Origin of the sequence: Chishuiella sp. (assembly GCF_032109125.1) — a bacterium.
In the GTDB taxonomy this organism is placed as follows: domain Bacteria; phylum Bacteroidota; class Bacteroidia; order Flavobacteriales; family Weeksellaceae; genus Empedobacter.
The window spans coordinates 32,970-50,435 of sequence record NZ_DAMCLZ010000019.1 but is presented as its reverse complement, the minus strand read 5'-3'; the positions used below and the strand labels follow the sequence as shown (position 1 = coordinate 50,435).

The 17,466-nt window shown below is 28.3% G+C and carries 13 protein-coding genes; 3 read left to right on the top strand and 10 right to left on the bottom strand.

From position 1 onward, the window contains the following. Nucleotides 1-188 precede the first annotated feature (188 nt). The 9 genes from ftsY to RT575_RS14775 form a co-directional block, all read right to left on the bottom strand. Nucleotides 189-1,151: a signal recognition particle-docking protein FtsY gene (gene ftsY, locus RT575_RS14815; protein ID WP_313581900.1), complete on the bottom strand. Its 963-nt coding sequence runs from the start codon at nt 1,149-1,151 to the stop codon at nt 189-191. A 124-nt stretch (nt 1,152-1,275) separates the two neighbouring features. Further along, nucleotides 1,276-1,425: a DUF4295 domain-containing protein gene (locus tag RT575_RS14810; RefSeq protein ID WP_313385990.1), complete on the bottom strand. Its 150-nt coding sequence runs from the start codon at nt 1,423-1,425 to the stop codon at nt 1,276-1,278. A 14-nt stretch (nt 1,426-1,439) separates the two neighbouring features. Continuing rightward, complete coding sequence (gene rpmG, locus RT575_RS14805) at nt 1,440-1,622, bottom strand: 50S ribosomal protein L33 (protein WP_038337065.1); 183 nt, start codon at nt 1,620-1,622, stop codon at nt 1,440-1,442. A gap of 11 nt (nt 1,623-1,633) precedes the next feature. After that, complete coding sequence (gene rpmB, locus RT575_RS14800) at nt 1,634-1,870, bottom strand: 50S ribosomal protein L28 (RefSeq protein WP_038337064.1); 237 nt, start codon at nt 1,868-1,870, stop codon at nt 1,634-1,636. A gap of 82 nt (nt 1,871-1,952) precedes the next feature. Next, nucleotides 1,953-3,608, bottom strand: coding sequence for an apolipoprotein N-acyltransferase (lnt, locus tag RT575_RS14795; protein ID WP_313581897.1), 1,656 nt, complete (start codon nt 3,606-3,608; stop codon nt 1,953-1,955). Between the two features lie 167 nt (nt 3,609-3,775). After that, nucleotides 3,776-5,422 carry a M1 family metallopeptidase gene (locus RT575_RS14790; RefSeq protein ID WP_313581895.1) on the bottom strand — a complete coding sequence of 549 codons (1,647 nt, stop codon included), beginning with the start codon at nt 5,420-5,422 and terminating at the stop codon, nt 3,776-3,778. Nucleotides 5,423-5,509: 87 nt separating this feature from the next. Next, a complete protein-coding gene (locus tag RT575_RS14785) occupies nt 5,510-6,559 on the bottom strand; it encodes a phosphoglyceromutase (protein ID WP_313581893.1) in 1,050 nt (349 codons plus the stop codon). Nucleotides 6,560-6,576: 17 nt separating this feature from the next. Then, nucleotides 6,577-8,055 (bottom strand): SusD/RagB family nutrient-binding outer membrane lipoprotein, encoded by a 1,479-nt coding sequence (locus RT575_RS14780; protein ID WP_313581891.1) that lies wholly within the window; start codon nt 8,053-8,055, stop codon nt 6,577-6,579. A gap of 12 nt (nt 8,056-8,067) precedes the next feature. Next, nucleotides 8,068-11,244, bottom strand: a complete 3,177-nt coding sequence (locus RT575_RS14775; RefSeq protein ID WP_313581889.1) for a SusC/RagA family TonB-linked outer membrane protein — start codon at nt 11,242-11,244, stop codon at nt 8,068-8,070. Between the two features lie 563 nt (nt 11,245-11,807). On the opposite strand from RT575_RS14775, the gene dnaK reads away from it, so the two are divergent. Then, nucleotides 11,808-13,709 (top strand): molecular chaperone DnaK, encoded by a 1,902-nt coding sequence (dnaK, locus tag RT575_RS14770; RefSeq protein ID WP_313581887.1) that lies wholly within the window; start codon nt 11,808-11,810, stop codon nt 13,707-13,709. A gap of 70 nt (nt 13,710-13,779) precedes the next feature. Here the strand turns inward: dnaK and RT575_RS14765 are convergent, their stop codons facing one another. Then, a complete protein-coding gene (locus RT575_RS14765; RefSeq protein WP_313386012.1) occupies nt 13,780-14,445 on the bottom strand; it encodes a hypothetical protein in 666 nt (221 codons plus the stop codon). A 612-nt stretch (nt 14,446-15,057) separates the two neighbouring features. Between RT575_RS14765 and RT575_RS14760 the strand changes: the two genes are divergently transcribed. Continuing rightward, nucleotides 15,058-16,698, top strand: a complete 1,641-nt coding sequence (locus RT575_RS14760) for a hypothetical protein (protein WP_313581885.1) — start codon at nt 15,058-15,060, stop codon at nt 16,696-16,698. A 6-nt stretch (nt 16,699-16,704) separates the two neighbouring features. Continuing rightward, nucleotides 16,705-17,367, top strand: coding sequence for a response regulator (locus tag RT575_RS14755; protein ID WP_313581883.1), 663 nt, complete (start codon nt 16,705-16,707; stop codon nt 17,365-17,367). Nucleotides 17,368-17,466 lie beyond the last annotated feature (99 nt).

Genomic DNA, 17,466 nt, shown 5'->3' with positions numbered 1-17,466 from the left:
CCTTTTTGCGAAGCATCCTAGCGAAGTAAAAAGATTGAAACGGAAAGCGCGACCTTAAAGGATTGCTCAAAAAAAATAAGCCCACCTATATTAAATGTAAAATCTAGTCATCGGAGACAATTCTAAAAAATTATAGAATATAAAAAAAATCCTCAAGAAATTCTTGAGGATTTTTTTATTGATTTTTTTTATTTATTTCGCTTAAAGAATGAGTCTACAAATTCCATTTTATTAAATGCCTGCAGGTCATTTATTCCTTCTCCGACTCCTATATATTTTACAGGAATTTGAAATTGATCTGAAATACCTATTACAACACCACCTTTTGCTGTACCGTCTAATTTTGTAACTGCTAAAGAAGAAACTTCTGTTGCTTGAGTAAACTGCTTTGCTTGTTCGAATGCATTTTGACCTGTTGAACCATCTAAGACTAATAAAACTTCATGAGGTGCATCTGGAATAACCTTTTGCATTACTCGTTTTATTTTTGATAATTCATTCATCAAGTTTATTTTATTATGCAAACGACCTGCTGTATCTATTAATACAACATCTGCATTCTGAGCCACAGCTGACTGAATTGTATCAAAAGCTACTGATGCAGGATCTGATCCCATTGCTTGTTTTACAATTGGAACACCCGCACGTTCTGACCAAATCACTAATTGATCTACTGCTGCTGCACGAAAAGTATCTGCAGCACCAAGAACAACTTTTAAACCTTGTGACTTGAATTGAGATGCCAATTTACCAATTGTTGTTGTTTTTCCAACTCCATTTACTCCGACAACCATAATAACATAAGGAATATCTTTTTTAGGAATTGTAAAACCATTTGTATCTTCTACATTATTTTCGGAAAGTAATCCTGCAATTTCTTCTCGAAGAATAGTATCCAATTCAGAAGTTGAAACATATTTATCTCGTTCTACACGTTCTTCTATTCTACGAATAATTTTAATTGTTGTTTCTACCCCTACATCAGATGAAATTAGCACTTCCTCTAAATCATCTAAAACCTCATCGTCTACTTTTGATTTACCAACAACAGCACGACTAATTTTATCGAATAAAGAAGTTTTTGATTTTTCTAAACCATCATCTAACTTTTCTTTACTCTCTTTTCCTAATATTTTTTTGAACCAACTCATTAAAAGTTAATTTATCTTAAAAATTCCGTACGAAGATACACAAAATTAAAGGAAATAAAAAAGCCGCCCTAAAACGAGGCAGCTCAATTAACCTTAAATATTTTTCTGTAAGGTGAAGTACAAATTATTTCGTGAAGAAAGAATTTGCATCATCAGCACTAACTACTTTTTCAACAAATACGTAAGCTCCAGATTTAGGAGATTTTACCATTTTGATTACTTTGGTCATTTTTTTAGACCCAGTTTGTAGGGTTGCTACCGTTTTCTTTGCCATCGTCTAAAATTTTATTATTTAATCTCCTTGTGAATTGTATACTTTTTCAATACTGCGTTGTATTTTTTCAACTCAATACGATCTGGAGTATTTTTTTTGTTTTTAGTTGTGATATAACGAGACATTCCTGGCATACCACTTTCTTTATGCTCTGTACATTCTAAAATAACCTGTACTCTGTTTCCTTTTTTTGCCATGGTGTCTTAAATTATTTGATTAAACCTTCTTTACGTGCACGTTTAACAGCCTCATCAACTCCTAATTTGTTGATTGTTTTTAAACCGTGTGCAGAAACTCTTAATGTAATCCACTCACCAGTTTCTGGCATAAAAAATCTCTTTTTGAACAAATTCACTTCAAAAGTGCGTTTTGTTTTATTATTAGCATGAGAAACATTGTTTCCCACTAATCTCTTCTTACCTGTAATTTGACAAATTTTTGACATCTTATTTTGTATTGTCCTATTTTAAACGGAGTGCAAAGTAACAAATTATATATTACTTATACAACTCTTTAGGTTATTAATTTTATATTTTTTTCTTATTTTGTTTATATAACAACTTCTGCGCAAGAGTATAAGCCAAGATAATTCCCATTACCAACAGCGCTATCCTCGCGATTACATCGCCATATTTTGTATAAAACGTTAATTCACTATTCATTAAAATTGTACCATTTAAAGCACCCTGCTCTCCATATGGTAAAGACTTCATTATATCTCCTCGCTGATTAACGAAAGCCGAAATACCTGAATTTGCAGATCTAACGATAGCGCGTCTATTTTCAATAGCTCTCAAATTACCATATAATAGTAATTGACGATGACCATCGGTAGAGCCCCACCAAGAATCGTTGGTCATTGTGAATATAACATTTGCGCCTTCTCTCACATATTCTGTTGTATAGTCTCCGTAAATAGATTCGTAACATATAACCGGAGCAACAGTAGCGTTGTTTGTTTTATTCTTGAAAACAGAACGATGAGGTTGAATCCCCAACGTTTTTGTTGTGCCGCCAAAGTTAAGCATAAATTCTCCAATAATTGGCATTAAATATTGACGATATGGAAAATTTTCTACTCCGGGCACTAATTTACTCTTATGATAAACTTGAATAGAATCATTAGAACCTATCTGTAAAGCAGAGTTATAAGTATCATACCATGTGATTCCATCATTCATTACAGAAGCTGTTTCTGTTGCTAAAGATGATACTGGATAAATTCTAATTAAAGATGCCCCTGTAATAAAATGTAAATCTTTTTTAGTTTTTGTTAGCTGCTGAATATCTTGTACTATTAAATCTTTATACAAATTATCAAAAACTAATGCAGATGAACCAGGTACTGCTGTTTCTGGAGCTACAATAAATTGAGTATTAGATTGTATATTATTTAATGCTAATGTTTTTAGTTCGTTATAAATTTGTAACCCATCTTTTGTATACTTATCTTGATAAGGATCTAAGTCTGGTTGTAATACTAGAACATTAAGCGCTTTACCTTCTTCTTTGTAATTTGCATATATAATATATGATATCCCTATAGGTACAACAATTAATATTGTTGTATATATTCCTAATTTATTAAGGTACTTTATTTCTTTCTTATTAATATAAGCTGTCATATAAAAGAATAGAACAATATTAACAATCCAAATCCATAAAGCTCCTCCGAAAGTTCCAGTATATTCGTACCACTGAACCCATTCGTGATAATTAGCAAATCCATTCCCAAGATTAAACCAAGGCCAAGTTAATTCCCAGTTTAAAGTAAGCTTATCAAAACAAATCCAAATGGCAGGAAGAAATATTAAACCATACAAATTCCCTGCTCTTTTCTTTACAAAATGATACAATTGAAAAACAATTGACATGAACAGTGAGTTTGCAATAACAGGAATAAGATATGCGGTCCAAGAATTATGCAAATCTCCATTTGCATCTGTTTCCTTTGCATAATGTAACCACCAAATTACGGCTGCATTCCAAATAAAGAATGCTAAAAAAGATAATCCGAATATTTTACGTCCTTTCTTTTTAAACTCTGCCCGTTGAGAAATCTGGTGTTCTGCAAGCATTAAAGGAACAAAACCTATAAATAATAACAAAGGAAAACCATGAGAAGGCCAACCTGCTGTTAATAATAATCCTGTTGCGATTGCGTATGCAATGTATTTTTTCATGAAGCAAATTTATGCTTTTTTGATTATCTATGAATGATGATATTTGTTTTGATTAACTTTTAGTTTGTTTTGCAACCCGACTTGAGTGGAACTTTTTTTTATTTTTTTGAAAAATAAAAAAAGTGGGAACGGAAGGCGGAATAGTTGCCCTAAAAATTAAATTTGCTTTATAATTCTATATGAGTTTCTATAAAATAATTAGAATCTATAGATAAATCTATTGCTTTATTGATCAAGCTATCATCTAATACTTGCCAAGTTGTTGTTGGATATATAACTTTTTTGGAATCTTTTAAACGCAATGGCATTGTAAATCCATCAACAACATTTATATATTTAAATTCAATATGATTACCGTTTTGCTTAATTTGTAATGTTGGAATTTCTGTTGTTCTTAAATATTGATTAAAAAAAGCTGTTAGGTCTAATCCAGAAAATTCGGATATATAATTTTCTATTTGTTTTGTTGTTACTGTTTGATGATAGAATTCTTTATTTAAACCTCGAAGCATTTGTTTAAATTTTTTATCATCATTCATCCAAGTTCTTAGTGTATGTAGCATATTAGCTCCTTTATAATACATATCTCCGCTTCCTTCTTGATTTACGCCATATTCTCCAATAATAGGAACATCATTTTGAATTGCTTTTCTTGTTCCTCGAACATATTCATCAGCAGCTTCTTTTCCATAGTAAGTGTTTGTAAATAATGTTTCGGAATAAGCTGTAAATGCTTCATGTATCCACATATCAGCAATATCTTTTGAAGTTATGTTGTTACCGAACCATTCATGTCCTGATTCATGTACTAAAATAAAATCCCATTTTAATCCCCAGCCAGAACCTGATAAATCTCGACCTAAATATCCATTTTTATATCCATTCCCGTAAGCTATCCCAGATTGATGTTCCATACCTAAATGTGGTGCTTCGATTATCTTATATGAATCCTCATAAAATGGATAAGGGCCAAACCAATCTTCTAAACTTTTTAGCATTAGTTTTGCTTGTTCAAATTGAGATTTAGCTTTATCTACGTTATAATCTAGAACATAATAATCTAAATCCAGATTTCCTTTTTCACCTTGAAAAGAATCTTTAAAGTTTGTATAATGTCCTATATATGGTATGATGTTATAATTATTAATTGGGTTAACAACTTTCCATTTATAAGAAGTTTTATCTCCTTTCTCTTTTTTAGAAACTAATCGTCCATTACCAACTCCTACTAATTCTTTGGGAACTATAATTTCTAAATCAGCACCATTATCTGGTTCATCTCCTTGGTAATCTTTATTAGGATACCATGCACTAGCGCCTAAACCTTGTACAGCAACAGACATCCAAGAACGACCTTGTTGGTCTTTTGCAAAAATCCATCCTCCATCCCAAGGAGCTTTTACAGCAACTCTTGGATTACCAGAATAAGAAATCTCTAAACTATTATTTTTTGATTTTATTTTACCCTTAGCAGTATTTATAAAGAATACATTGCCTTCACGTTTAAAATCATTGATTGTTTTTCCATTCAAAACAAAAGATTTTACTTGCATTGGTTCTTGTAAGTCTATTTGTAAAAGTTTATCATGTTGTTTTTTGACTTCATCAAATTTTATGATAACATTTCCAGAAATAAACTTATCTTTTTCTATAGGTTCTACACTTACTGAATAATGTGTAACATTCCACCAACTTCTGTATTCATTATTTGTACCTCGTAAAGAATCTTGACGACTAAATCCTTCTTTATGATTTAATACTTGAGCATTTGTAACAGTAGATAAAAAACCAAGTAATATTATTATTTTTTTCATATTCATTTTTAAAACCTATCAAAAATAAGATTATAACGAATAAAATCAGCTAAAAAGCTGATTTTATTCGTTCATTAAAAATAATAATTATAATATTGATTTACCTATAGGTTTATCTGACTTAAAGTTTATTCCAATTATTTTGGTCATTGTTTCTGCTAATTGATTATTATAAAATTGACCATTGGTATTAATAGAATTAATTTTATTCCCAAACATTATAATCCAAGATTGATCTGCTCCTTTTATTTTACTACCATGATGTTGCCAATCATCTCCAATTCCTCGACCATGATCTGTTGTTATAATAAATGTTGTTTGATTTTTATAAAAAGGATCTTTTTGTGTGTAGTCCCATAATTCTTTTATCATCAAATCATTAACATTAGCAGATTCAATGTAATGATTATAACTACCATTATGGGCAAAGTCATCTGTTTCACCATAACCTATATATAAAATTTTTGGTTTCTTATTTTTTAAAGTCTCTAAAGCAAAATTATGTGTAAATATATCATAGCGAACTCCATCCCATCTTTTTGGAGTTTCATCTTGGTATTTATTTAAGTTTTTTTCAACTTGATTAGGATTTTTCGCATGATCATATCCTGCATTAATAGGTAGTTTACTTCTCTCATAATTAAATATATAGGGAAAAACATCCCAGCTACCGAAAATATAAACACTATTCTTATACCAAGGATGATTATTTAATCTTTCAAAAATAGAAATATTAGGATTTAATATTTTATCATTGCTTTTAATATTAACATCATCCGCATAACCTGTAATTGTTTCATTATACCCCGGATAAGAGAAATGCATTATATTGTAAACATTAACTAAACTACCTTGATTTCTATCTCCTAAAATAATTCCATTTTTTGAAACATAACTCCATATAAAAGGTAATATTTTTTTTCTGCTTTCTTCTGGAGAATCTGCATCAAATTTAGTTTTTAGCTCTTCAATTTTAGAGTTATATTTATCATTATTTACAAGCTCCTTATCAATTCCATTAAAAAGCTCTTGCCATCTAAATCCATCTAAAGTTATAAATATAACTTTCTGTTCTTGTGCTATTATATATTGATTTATACATCCAATAAATAATAAAAATGTCATTATCTTTTTCATTTTTTATCTTTAAATTATTAATTATACAACCATGTTTTTTGCTTAATCTCATCAATACCATTAAATTGTCTATTAATCGCTTCTTCTAAATTTTTTGTATTATTATTATATTCACTTGTTGGATATAAAAACCTATAAGGTTTTGATGTGCCTTGTTGAATAGGAAGTTGAGGATAATTTGTTCTTAAATAATCAAAAAAGAAAAGCCAACCTTCTTGATGAAAAGTAGTAATGTATTTTTGAGTCATTATTAAATCTAATTTTGCTTCAAATGAATTTTCTTTATCAAAAGCTACTAAATCTTGATTAAGATAATTTTTAATATCAAAACCTTCAAAATAAATCGAAGCATCAATTAAATATTTTTGATAAAAATTAAATGAAGATACAATAGCATTTTCGTAGTGTTGTTTAGGGTCAGATGAAATCCATCCTTTAAGCGAAGCCTCTGCTAAAATAAATTCTTGTTCAGTATAACTTAATAAAATATGAGGTTCATTAATTGGATTTTTATAAAAGCGTTGATTTACTTTTGATATATTTTGTTCTTGAACCAATTTTTCATTTTCTGAATAAGGAATTATTGGATTCCCTCCATTATAAGCATTAAAATCATTAATTAAAAGACCTTCTGAAGACGCTTTACCTGTTCTTTCTGCAAAAGTAAATAATCTAGGATCTTTTCTTTCTTTCATTATATCTATGAAAGAACTTGACATATATAAACTAGATCCATAATCACTATCATTAAAAGAAGAATAACGATTATTTATTCTATCTAAAAATATCAACTGTGCATTATCATCTATTGAAGTCATTAAATTCTCAGTCTCAACAATGGATGAAAATTGATTAGCTATATTTATATTATTAATTGATGATTTTCCTGAAAGAGTTAATAATATTCTTAATCTCAATACATTTATTAATTTTTTCCATTTATTTACATTCCCATTATAGATAATATCTCCAGAAATTGTACTATTACTACTTATCATCCTATTTGCTTCTTCTAATTCCGTCAGTATTCCAATAAAAACATCTTCTTGTTTATCATACTTAGGATTAAAATTTTGTTCACTTTCACCTTTTAGTGCATCAGTATATGGTATATCACCAAATGTCATTGTTAAATTATAAAAATGATATGCTCTAAAAAATTTAGCTATTGCTATATAATTATTATTGTTAGAAGAAGCAGCTTCTTCTATCATTTTTGTTACTTGTAAAAGTGTTTTATATGGATCATAAGACCCTTGATTCCATTTAAAAAACTGATAAACATCATCTCTTGAGGTAGATATTATCATTCTTGAAGCATATAATTGATTTTTCCCACCAACTTGAAATGTTGTTCTAGAAATTTCTGTTAGTAATAATGCAGGTGAAACTTTAGAGGGATCATTTTTATTTTCATTTACTTTATCTAAATCAGATTCACAAGAATAAAATAAAGTTATTATAATGATTAAAATAATTGACTGTATAATTTTCATTTTGTAGTAGTTTTAAAATTTTAGATTAACTCCCATTCCAATCCATCTAGAAGAAGGATCTTGAATATCATTACTTCCACTATTGTTATAATCAGGATCAGAATACAGACCTTTCGCCTTTTTCCAAATAGCTAAGTTGTAACCAGAGACATTAACAACAAGTCCTTTAAAAGATTTTGAGTTTTTAAGAAGAGGAGAAAAGTCATAAGACAAAACAACAGATCTTAATTTAATAAATGTTCTATCAAATACGTTAGCAAATTCTTTACTTTCAGACTCTGTTACTCTAGCTCTATAAGGATAATTTTGCGCCCAAGATTGCCAACTAATTGCTTTACTATGCTTTGTATAAGTTCTAGTATCCGAAATTACATTTCCATAAACATCATACTGAACCGCTCCTCCAGTTACATTTACTCCATTCGGAATATATACATAACCATTCCCTTGGTATTCTTGATCTCTATACTGAACAGAATTGGGATGCTTTCCTCCCCACCACATTTTTTCAATTACTTCAGAACGCATTACACCACCAATACTTCCATCAATTCCAATATCTAAATTCCAATTTTTATATTTAAATGTATTATTAAATCCAAATGTCCAATCAGGATTTAAATGTCCAATATTTTTAACATAAGCATCCCTCGTTGGCATTCCTGTATTTGGATCTAAAATAACTTCTCCTTCACTATTTTTCAACCATTGATAATCATAATAACTATCACTTCTATCATTTAATTTAAGATTACCATAACGTTCTTGGTTGTTGAATATCTGTGTCAGTTTTTTTTCATACTTACTCCAATTTATTTGAGATTTCCATAAGAAATTAGAATTTTTAATAGGAGTTAAACCCAAAGTAACTTCAAACCCATTTGTTGTATATTCATTACCATTCACATATCTTTTTTCGAAACCTGAAGTTTCTGACGTAGGTAATTCAACAATTTGAGTATAATCTTTAACACGATAATAGGTAAATCCAAAATCTATTCTATTTTTAAAAAGATTAGTATTAAGACCTAACTCTATAGATTGTGATGTTTCAGGTTTTATATTTGGATTTGCTAATAAAGATGGGTAATAAGCTGTTTGATTTCCATTATAATTTAATTCACCTGTTTTATAATAATTTTTTAAACTATATGGATCAAGCCCTCCAGAAACTTGAGCCCAAGACCCATATATTTTTAATAAATCTATAAAAGAAGGTAACTTAATAAAATTTGAAAGAACCAAACTAGATGATATAGAGGGATAAAAATATGATCGATTATTTGATGGTAATGTCGAATTCCAATCATTTCTAAGTGATGCGTTAATAAATAATGCATTGTAAAAACTCAAATCAATTGTTGCAAACAAACTTTGTATCAATCTTTCTTGAGATCTTCCTCTTGATAATACATTCCCTTCTGAATTACCTAAATTATAAATTCCAGGAACTATTAAACCATCTGTTTCTGAATATAAATTATCTGTTTTCCAATAATTTATTGCCCCACCAGCATTAATTACATATTCTATTTTATCATCAAATAATTTATCCTTGTATGATGCTAAAAAATCGTAATCAACTAAGACATCATCATTTTTGGTTATACTATATCTCCCTTCCCTTGGTGCATTATAATTAAAAAATGATTTAGGGCTTTTCATTTCTAACTGTTCATTTTCTTTTATCAATGATACATTAGTCTTAAAAGATAAATTATCAGTTGCTTTAAACTCTAAACCAATTTGACTATTAATAACTTCAGCTAATCTTTCATTTTTATAGTTTGAAGCACTAAACCAAGGATTATTATACCATGCATAATTCCAATTAGCTTGTCTGTAACCTTCCATTCCAGGTACCCACTGATGATTTCTAAGATCATTACCATTAACATCATTTCCCATCCAAATTAAAACTGTATACATATGTCCACTTGGGTTATACCCATAATTTGGAACATTTGGAGAATATGATCGATTATAAGCTATTTTAGAATTTAATTTTAATTGATCTGTAATATTTATTGTTCCATTTAATGAAATACCTCCTTTATTTAATTTTGATCCAGGTATTCTATCCTTCAAATCTAAGTAATTACCTGACAATCGTAAAGACCCTTTTTCACTATTTAAATTGACAGCAAAATTGGTATTTGATATAGCTCCTGTTTTTAAAAAGTTTTTTAGATTATCGTGATATTCCCAAGGTAAAGGAACTCTTTCATACAATGAACGATCATTATATATTGTTCCTGAAACACTCCCATACCAGGGAATTATGTCTCCAGTAACTTTATTTCTTATTGGACTGTTCCATTGTGCTATTAATTGACCTTGATTTAATTTTGGTCCCCAAATCATATCACCATCACTAATACCACCATCAGCTCCATCCCAAAACTCATATTTACCGTTAGAACCATTTCCATATTGCTTTTGGGTTTTTGGATAAACAGTGAAACCTGCTGTATACATTATGTTTTGAGATAATTCAATGGAAACACCTCCTTTTTTAGCTTGTTTAGTTGTTATAATTACTACACCATCTTTACCTCTAGAACCATATAATGCTGATGCTGAGATACCTTTTAATACATTAATATTTTCTATATCATTTTGATTTAATGCATTAAAAGCATCTTCACCAACAATAATTCCATCAATAACTATCACAGGAACTTTTCCTCTTAGATTGAATTTTGGAGCTTGCTGCATGCCTGGAGGATTAGAAACATACAAACCAGCTACCTGTCCCGAAAATAAATTCCCAACATTAGGAGTTGTTATTTTTTCTATAGTTTCTGTTCCTATTTCTTGTGTAGCATAACCAATTTTCTTTTGTTCTTTAGTTATTCCTAATGCTGTAACTACAACTTCATTTAATTCATTATCATTTTCTTTAAATAAAGTTAATTCATAATTTAAATTATTAGAAATAACTAATTCTATAGTTTGATAATTTATTCCTTCAATTACAAGTGTATCATTTTTATTTGCTTTAATGCTAAATCTTCCTTCAGGATCAGTCTTTACATTTTCATTCGTTGATAAATTTGTTATAACAATTTCTTTTAATGGCTCTTTATCAACACCTTGAATTAAACCTGAAATTAAATCCAATTCTTGACTATAAGTATAATTTGAAGTTAATAAAAGAATAGATAACAAGAGTAAATTCCTTTTCATTTTTTTTGTTTTACCAAAAATAGCAGCCTAATGTTAACAGAATCTTAAAACATCATTAAAGAAAGTTAATTATATTGTAAATCAATTGTACAGATAAAGTTTATAAAATGTAAATATTTGATTTACAATAATATATATAAAGAATATATAAAATTTTAAACAACAATAACTTAAACATTTAAAATTATTAATCAATTTAAACATTAAAAAAAATAAAAATGTACTTCAATAAATAAAACAAATGTTCTAGTTTAGAAAATATATAATGAAGTTTTGATTTATGTAATAAAAAAAACATGCATTAGATATAATTTTTATTGTAAAAGATAAAGTATAATTTTTATTATAAAATTGTCATTTATAACTAAAAAATATGTCTAATTATCATAAAATTAAACTATATAATTATTATTTATGTCAACATGTCATTTAATAATAATATCATGTCATTAAAACACACGTTGGCACAAAGATTGTCTAAAAGATGATACATCAAATAAAAAATGATGCATAATTTAATTAAACGAAAAGTATAATCAATAATATAAAAAATAAAATATAATATGAGCAAAATAATTGGAATTGACTTAGGTACTACAAACTCTTGTGTTTCTGTAATGGAAGGTAGCGAGCCAGTTGTAATCCCTAATGCAGAAGGTAAAAGAACTACTCCATCTATCGTAGCATTCGTAGAAGGAGGTGAAATAAAAGTTGGTGATTCAGCAAAACGTCAGGCTGTTACTAACCCAAAGAAAACGATTTATTCTATTAAACGTTTTATGGGTACTAAATTCAATAATGACGCTGCTGAAATTGGTCGTGTTCCTTACTCTGTTGTTAAAGGAAACAACGATACTCCTGCAGTTGACATTGATGGACGTAATTATACTCCACAAGAAATCTCAGCAATGATTTTACAAAAAATGAAAAAAACTGCTGAAGACTACTTAGGACAAGAAGTTTCTAGAGCTGTAATTACAGTTCCTGCTTACTTTAACGATGCTCAACGTCAAGCGACAAAAGAAGCTGGTGAAATCGCAGGTTTAAAAGTAGAACGTATTATTAACGAACCTACTGCTGCTGCATTAGCATACGGATTAGACAAAGCAAATTCAGATAAAAAAATCGCTGTTTACGATTTAGGAGGTGGTACATTTGATATCTCTATCTTAGAATTAGGTGATGGTGTATTTGAAGTATTATCTACAAATGGTGATACTCACTTAGGAGGTGATGATTTTGATGATGCAATCATCAATTGGTTAGCTTCTGAATTTTTAGCAAAAGAAGGTGTTGATTTGAAAAAAGACGCAATGGCTTTACAACGTTTACGTGAGGCTGCTGAGAAAGCTAAAATCGAATTATCTTCTTCTGCACAAACAGAAATTAACTTACCATACGTTACTGCTAACGAAACAGGACCAAAACACTTAGTTGAAACTTTAACTCGTTCTAAATTTGATCAGTTAACAGAAAGCTTAGTTAAACGTTCTATGGATCCTTGTCAAAAAGCATTAAATGATGCTGGTTTATCTATTTCTGATATTGATGAAGTTATCTTAGTTGGTGGTTCTACTCGTATCCCAAAAATTCAAGAAGAAGTTGAAAAATTCTTTGGTAAAAAACCATCAAAAGGAGTTAACCCTGATGAAGTAGTTGCTGTAGGTGCTGCAATTCAAGGTGGTGTTTTAACAGGAGATGTAAAAGACGTATTATTATTAGACGTAACTCCTCTTTCTTTAGGTATCGAAACATTAGGAGGTGTATTTACTAAATTAATTGAAGCAAATACTACAATTCCTACTAAAAAATCTGAGGTTTTTTCTACAGCAGTAGATAATCAACCAGCAGTAACATTAAGAATTGGACAAGGAGAGCGTCCTTTATTTAATGATAATAAAGAAATTGGACGTTTTGATTTAGTTGATATCCCACCAGCACAACGTGGTGTTCCACAAATCGAAGTTACTTTTGATATTGATGCGAATGGTATATTAAGTGTTTCTGCAAAAGATAAAGGAACAGGAAAAGAGCAATCTATTAAAATTGAAGCTTCTTCTGGATTATCTGAAGCTGATATCGAAAGAATGAAAAAAGAAGCTCAAGAAAATGCTGCAAAAGATGAAGAAGCAAAACAAACTATTGAAAAAGTAAATGCTGCTGATTCTTTAATTTTCCAAACAGAAAAACAATTGACTGAGTACGGAGATAAAATCCCTGCTGATAAAAAACAACCAATTGAAGAAGCTTTAGCTGAAGTAAAATCTGCACACGCTGCAAAAGATATCGCTGCTATTGATGCTTCTATGGAAAAATTAAATACAGCTTGGAATGCAGCTTCTCAAGAAATTTATGCTGCAATGAACGAAGGTCAACAAGGAGGTACTGATGCTCAACCAGGTGCTGATCAAGCTCAAGATAAAAATGATGGTGTAGAAGATGTAGACTTCGAAGAAGTTAAATAATCAACTCCATTTAGATATAAAAAAATCCTCAAACATTAGTTTGAGGATTTTTTTTGTTTATAACCATTACTCATTTTATTACATAAACAGCTTCATAATGATCAATATTCCAATAAATACATTTTAGTCTTTTATTAATTGGTTTATTTTCTTTTATTAAATTAATTATAAGATTAGATGGCGTATTATTATTTAATATGCTATCTAAATATATTTCTTCTCTAACCTCTACTATTCTATTTTGGTTATTTTTATTAAAAAAATTATAAGGAGAAATTAAAATCCCTAAAAAAATTAATACAGAAAAAAAACCAAAACTATTCTTATGTTTAGTTATAAACTCAGGTATTGTAAAAATAGGTGCATTAGTTATATTAACTACAACTCTTGATAAAATATCTTCTCCTTCGGATGATTCGGAAATAGATACTTTTAACGTGCCATAATCATATGTTATAGATTCATTTCTATAATTTTTAGAAAATTCATTAAAATTTTCATAACCTAAATACAAACTCATATGATCTAATGTTATAAGATCAATATTATAATCAAGTTCTTCTTCAACTAATTTTTTATAAAATCTAACAAATGTTCTTTCATCTTTAGAAAAACCATATTCTTCTTCAAATAGAGCACTCAGATAAAAAGCAATTGCAGTTTTACTACTTTTTGGTAATTCATTTTTTGCTTTTTCAAATACCTTCTCAACCAATTTTCTTTTTTTGTCAAACATTTTTGAAACAATAAAATAAAATGGCGTCCAAAATAGACAAAAAAAAGACAATATACTTACGGTTTTCCATAAGTATACTAGTAATTTTTGTCAATAATTTGTCCCTTCTGTGTCTGAAAAAATACCTTATAATGAATGTTAATTTGTACCAGAAATCAAGATGAAAAATTCACTCTAAATAAGTGAAATTAAAAGAATGATTTTTAATGATGCAGAACAAAACATTTAGTAAGAATTAAATGAGGTAAACCATTTATTCTGATTGTTTTGAGAAACATTGTTTTCATGAAATTTAAGAAGCGCTTCTTGTTATTCATGTTAAAAATGCCTAAGACATTGTGTTTTAGGTTAACGTAATAATTATTAAAACTTAAATTTTAAACTATGTTAAATTTTTTATTAATGTTGATAGGATTAGTGAGTCCAAGTAGCAGTAGCAGTAGCAATAACAACACTACAACTTTAAAAACTAACACAAATACAACAACAAAAACAACCGAAGTAAAAGTTCAGGCAATAAATACAGATAGTATTGGAGATACAGCACAAATACCCCCTAAAAAATAATTAAGAGTTATTATTTTGAATAAATAGTTTTATTAAATTAGCAGTATGAGGTATTTTTCTTATTTCTTCTTACTGCTAATTTTATTTTCTTGTTCAGAAAATGAAAAAAAACAACTTTCAATAAAAAAAGGAGATGAATTTTATTCAAAAGGTGAGAGTTTATTCAATAAAAATAGTGATAGTGCTTACTACTATTTTAATAAATCATTTGAATATTATCAAAAAGAGAACGATAATATTAATAGTTCAAATGCACTTATATATCAATCATTTATTCAAAATGAGAAAGGAGATTATTTTGGAAGTGTTGAAACATGTATAGAAGCTTTAAAAATTCTTGGAAAAAAACAAAATAATCTAATATCAATTTATAATTCTATTGCCATTTCAAAAACAAATCTTAAAGATCATAAAGATGCTATAATATGGTACGAAAAAGCCTTAGATATTACAGATAATTTAAATGAACGAGCTCATATAATTAATAATTTATCAACTTCTTTATATGAAGAAAAAAAATTTAAAAGAGCTATTTCTCTATTAGAATCCATAAAAATAGAAAATCCTGAAATCCATAAAAATCTAAAATCTAAAATAATTGATAATTTAGCATATGCTAAATTTTTACAAGATTCTACATATAATGCATTACCAATGCTTTTAAATGCATTAAAGATGAGAGAAAAAGAAAATGACATTTACGGAATAAGTGCAAGTAATTCTCATTTATCTAATTACTTTTTTAAAAAAGATAAATCTCAATCTCTTTTTTATGCGAAAGAAATGCTTTTGAATACAAAAAAAATAAATAATCCTGATGATAAATTAGAAGCATTAGAAAAATTAATTTTACTTGAAACACCAGATAATTCCAAAAAGTATTTTCATGATTATCAAATGTTGAGTGATAGCATACAAACTGTAAGAGCTAAATCTAAAAATCAATTTGCCCTTATACGTTATGATACTGAAAAAGAGAAATCTGAAAATATAAAAAAACAAAATCATATATTAAAACAATATATTGTTATTGCTATTCTTTTTATTAGTTTATGTATTGGATTTATCTGGTACAAGAGAAGAAAAAAAAGACTACAACAACAAAAAGAATTAGAAGTTAAAAACACTCAAATTAAATATTCTAAAAAAGTACATGATGTTGTTGCAAACGGATTATATCATACAATGATGCAAATACAAAATAATCCAGATTTTGATAAAGAACGTACTCTAAATGATATTGAAAGAATGTATGAAGAATCTAGAGATATTGCTCGAGAAGATCTTGAAGAATTACAAGATAAAGATTTTTCTAAACGATTAGCTGAAATGCTCAATTCATATTCTTCAGATAAACACAAAATTTTAATTGTTGGTAACAATCAACAGAAGTGGAATAACATATCAAATAACATCCAAATGGAGGTTTTTTATACTTTACGAGAGTGCATGATTAACATGATAAAACATAGTAAAGCTAAATTAGTAAGTATAAAAATTGAAAAAACTGAAAAATTTTTAAAAATCAAATACACTGATAATGGGGTTGGTATGGATTTTTTACAAAAAAAATCGACTTCTGGTATCCGAAATATGGAAAACCGTATTGCCACAATAAATGGAAAAATTATTTTTGAAAAAAATATGACCAAAGGATTGGTTATTCATATTACTATACCAACATAATAAACAATGTTTAAAAAAGTACTTATTGCTGAAGATCATGAAATTAGAAATTTAGGTGTAATCAACACTTTAGAAGAATTATTTGTACCAGAATTTGAATTTGTAAGTTACTGTGATGCTGCTTTAAAAAAAGTAAAATCAGCTATAACAGAAGAAAAACCATATGAACTTTTGATTACAGACTTAGAATTTGATGATGATTTTGTTGAACAAAGTATTAATTCTGGACAGGAATTAATTGCTGAGGTAAAAAAAATTCAACCTAATATTAAAATAATCGCTTTTTCTATCGAAAAAAAAACTCAACTTATTGATGAGCTTTTTCACGGATTAGGAATTAATGGTTATGTGAGTAAAGGGAGAAATGATGCAAAAGAATTAAAAAATACAATCAAAAGAGTTTTTGCTGATGAAATAGTAATCCCTCAAGATATTCTAAATTCTATCAGAAATAATACTATCGAGGTAACTGATTATGACATTAATTTACTTGATTCATTATCTAGAGGCTGGAAACAGCATGAAATTTGTGCTCATTTTAAACAAGAAGGATTACAACCCAACAGCCGAAGTGCTATTGAAAAACGACTAAATGACCTACGGGACTCTCTTAATGCTAGAAATAATATCGAAATGATAGCTATTTGTAAAGATATGGGAATTCTGTAGAAATTATAATCTGACCAATTATAATTATAAGCCTCAAAATTGACAATTTGAGGCTTTTTTATTTACTAATCCTAAAATTATGTTTTTGAAAAGCTTATA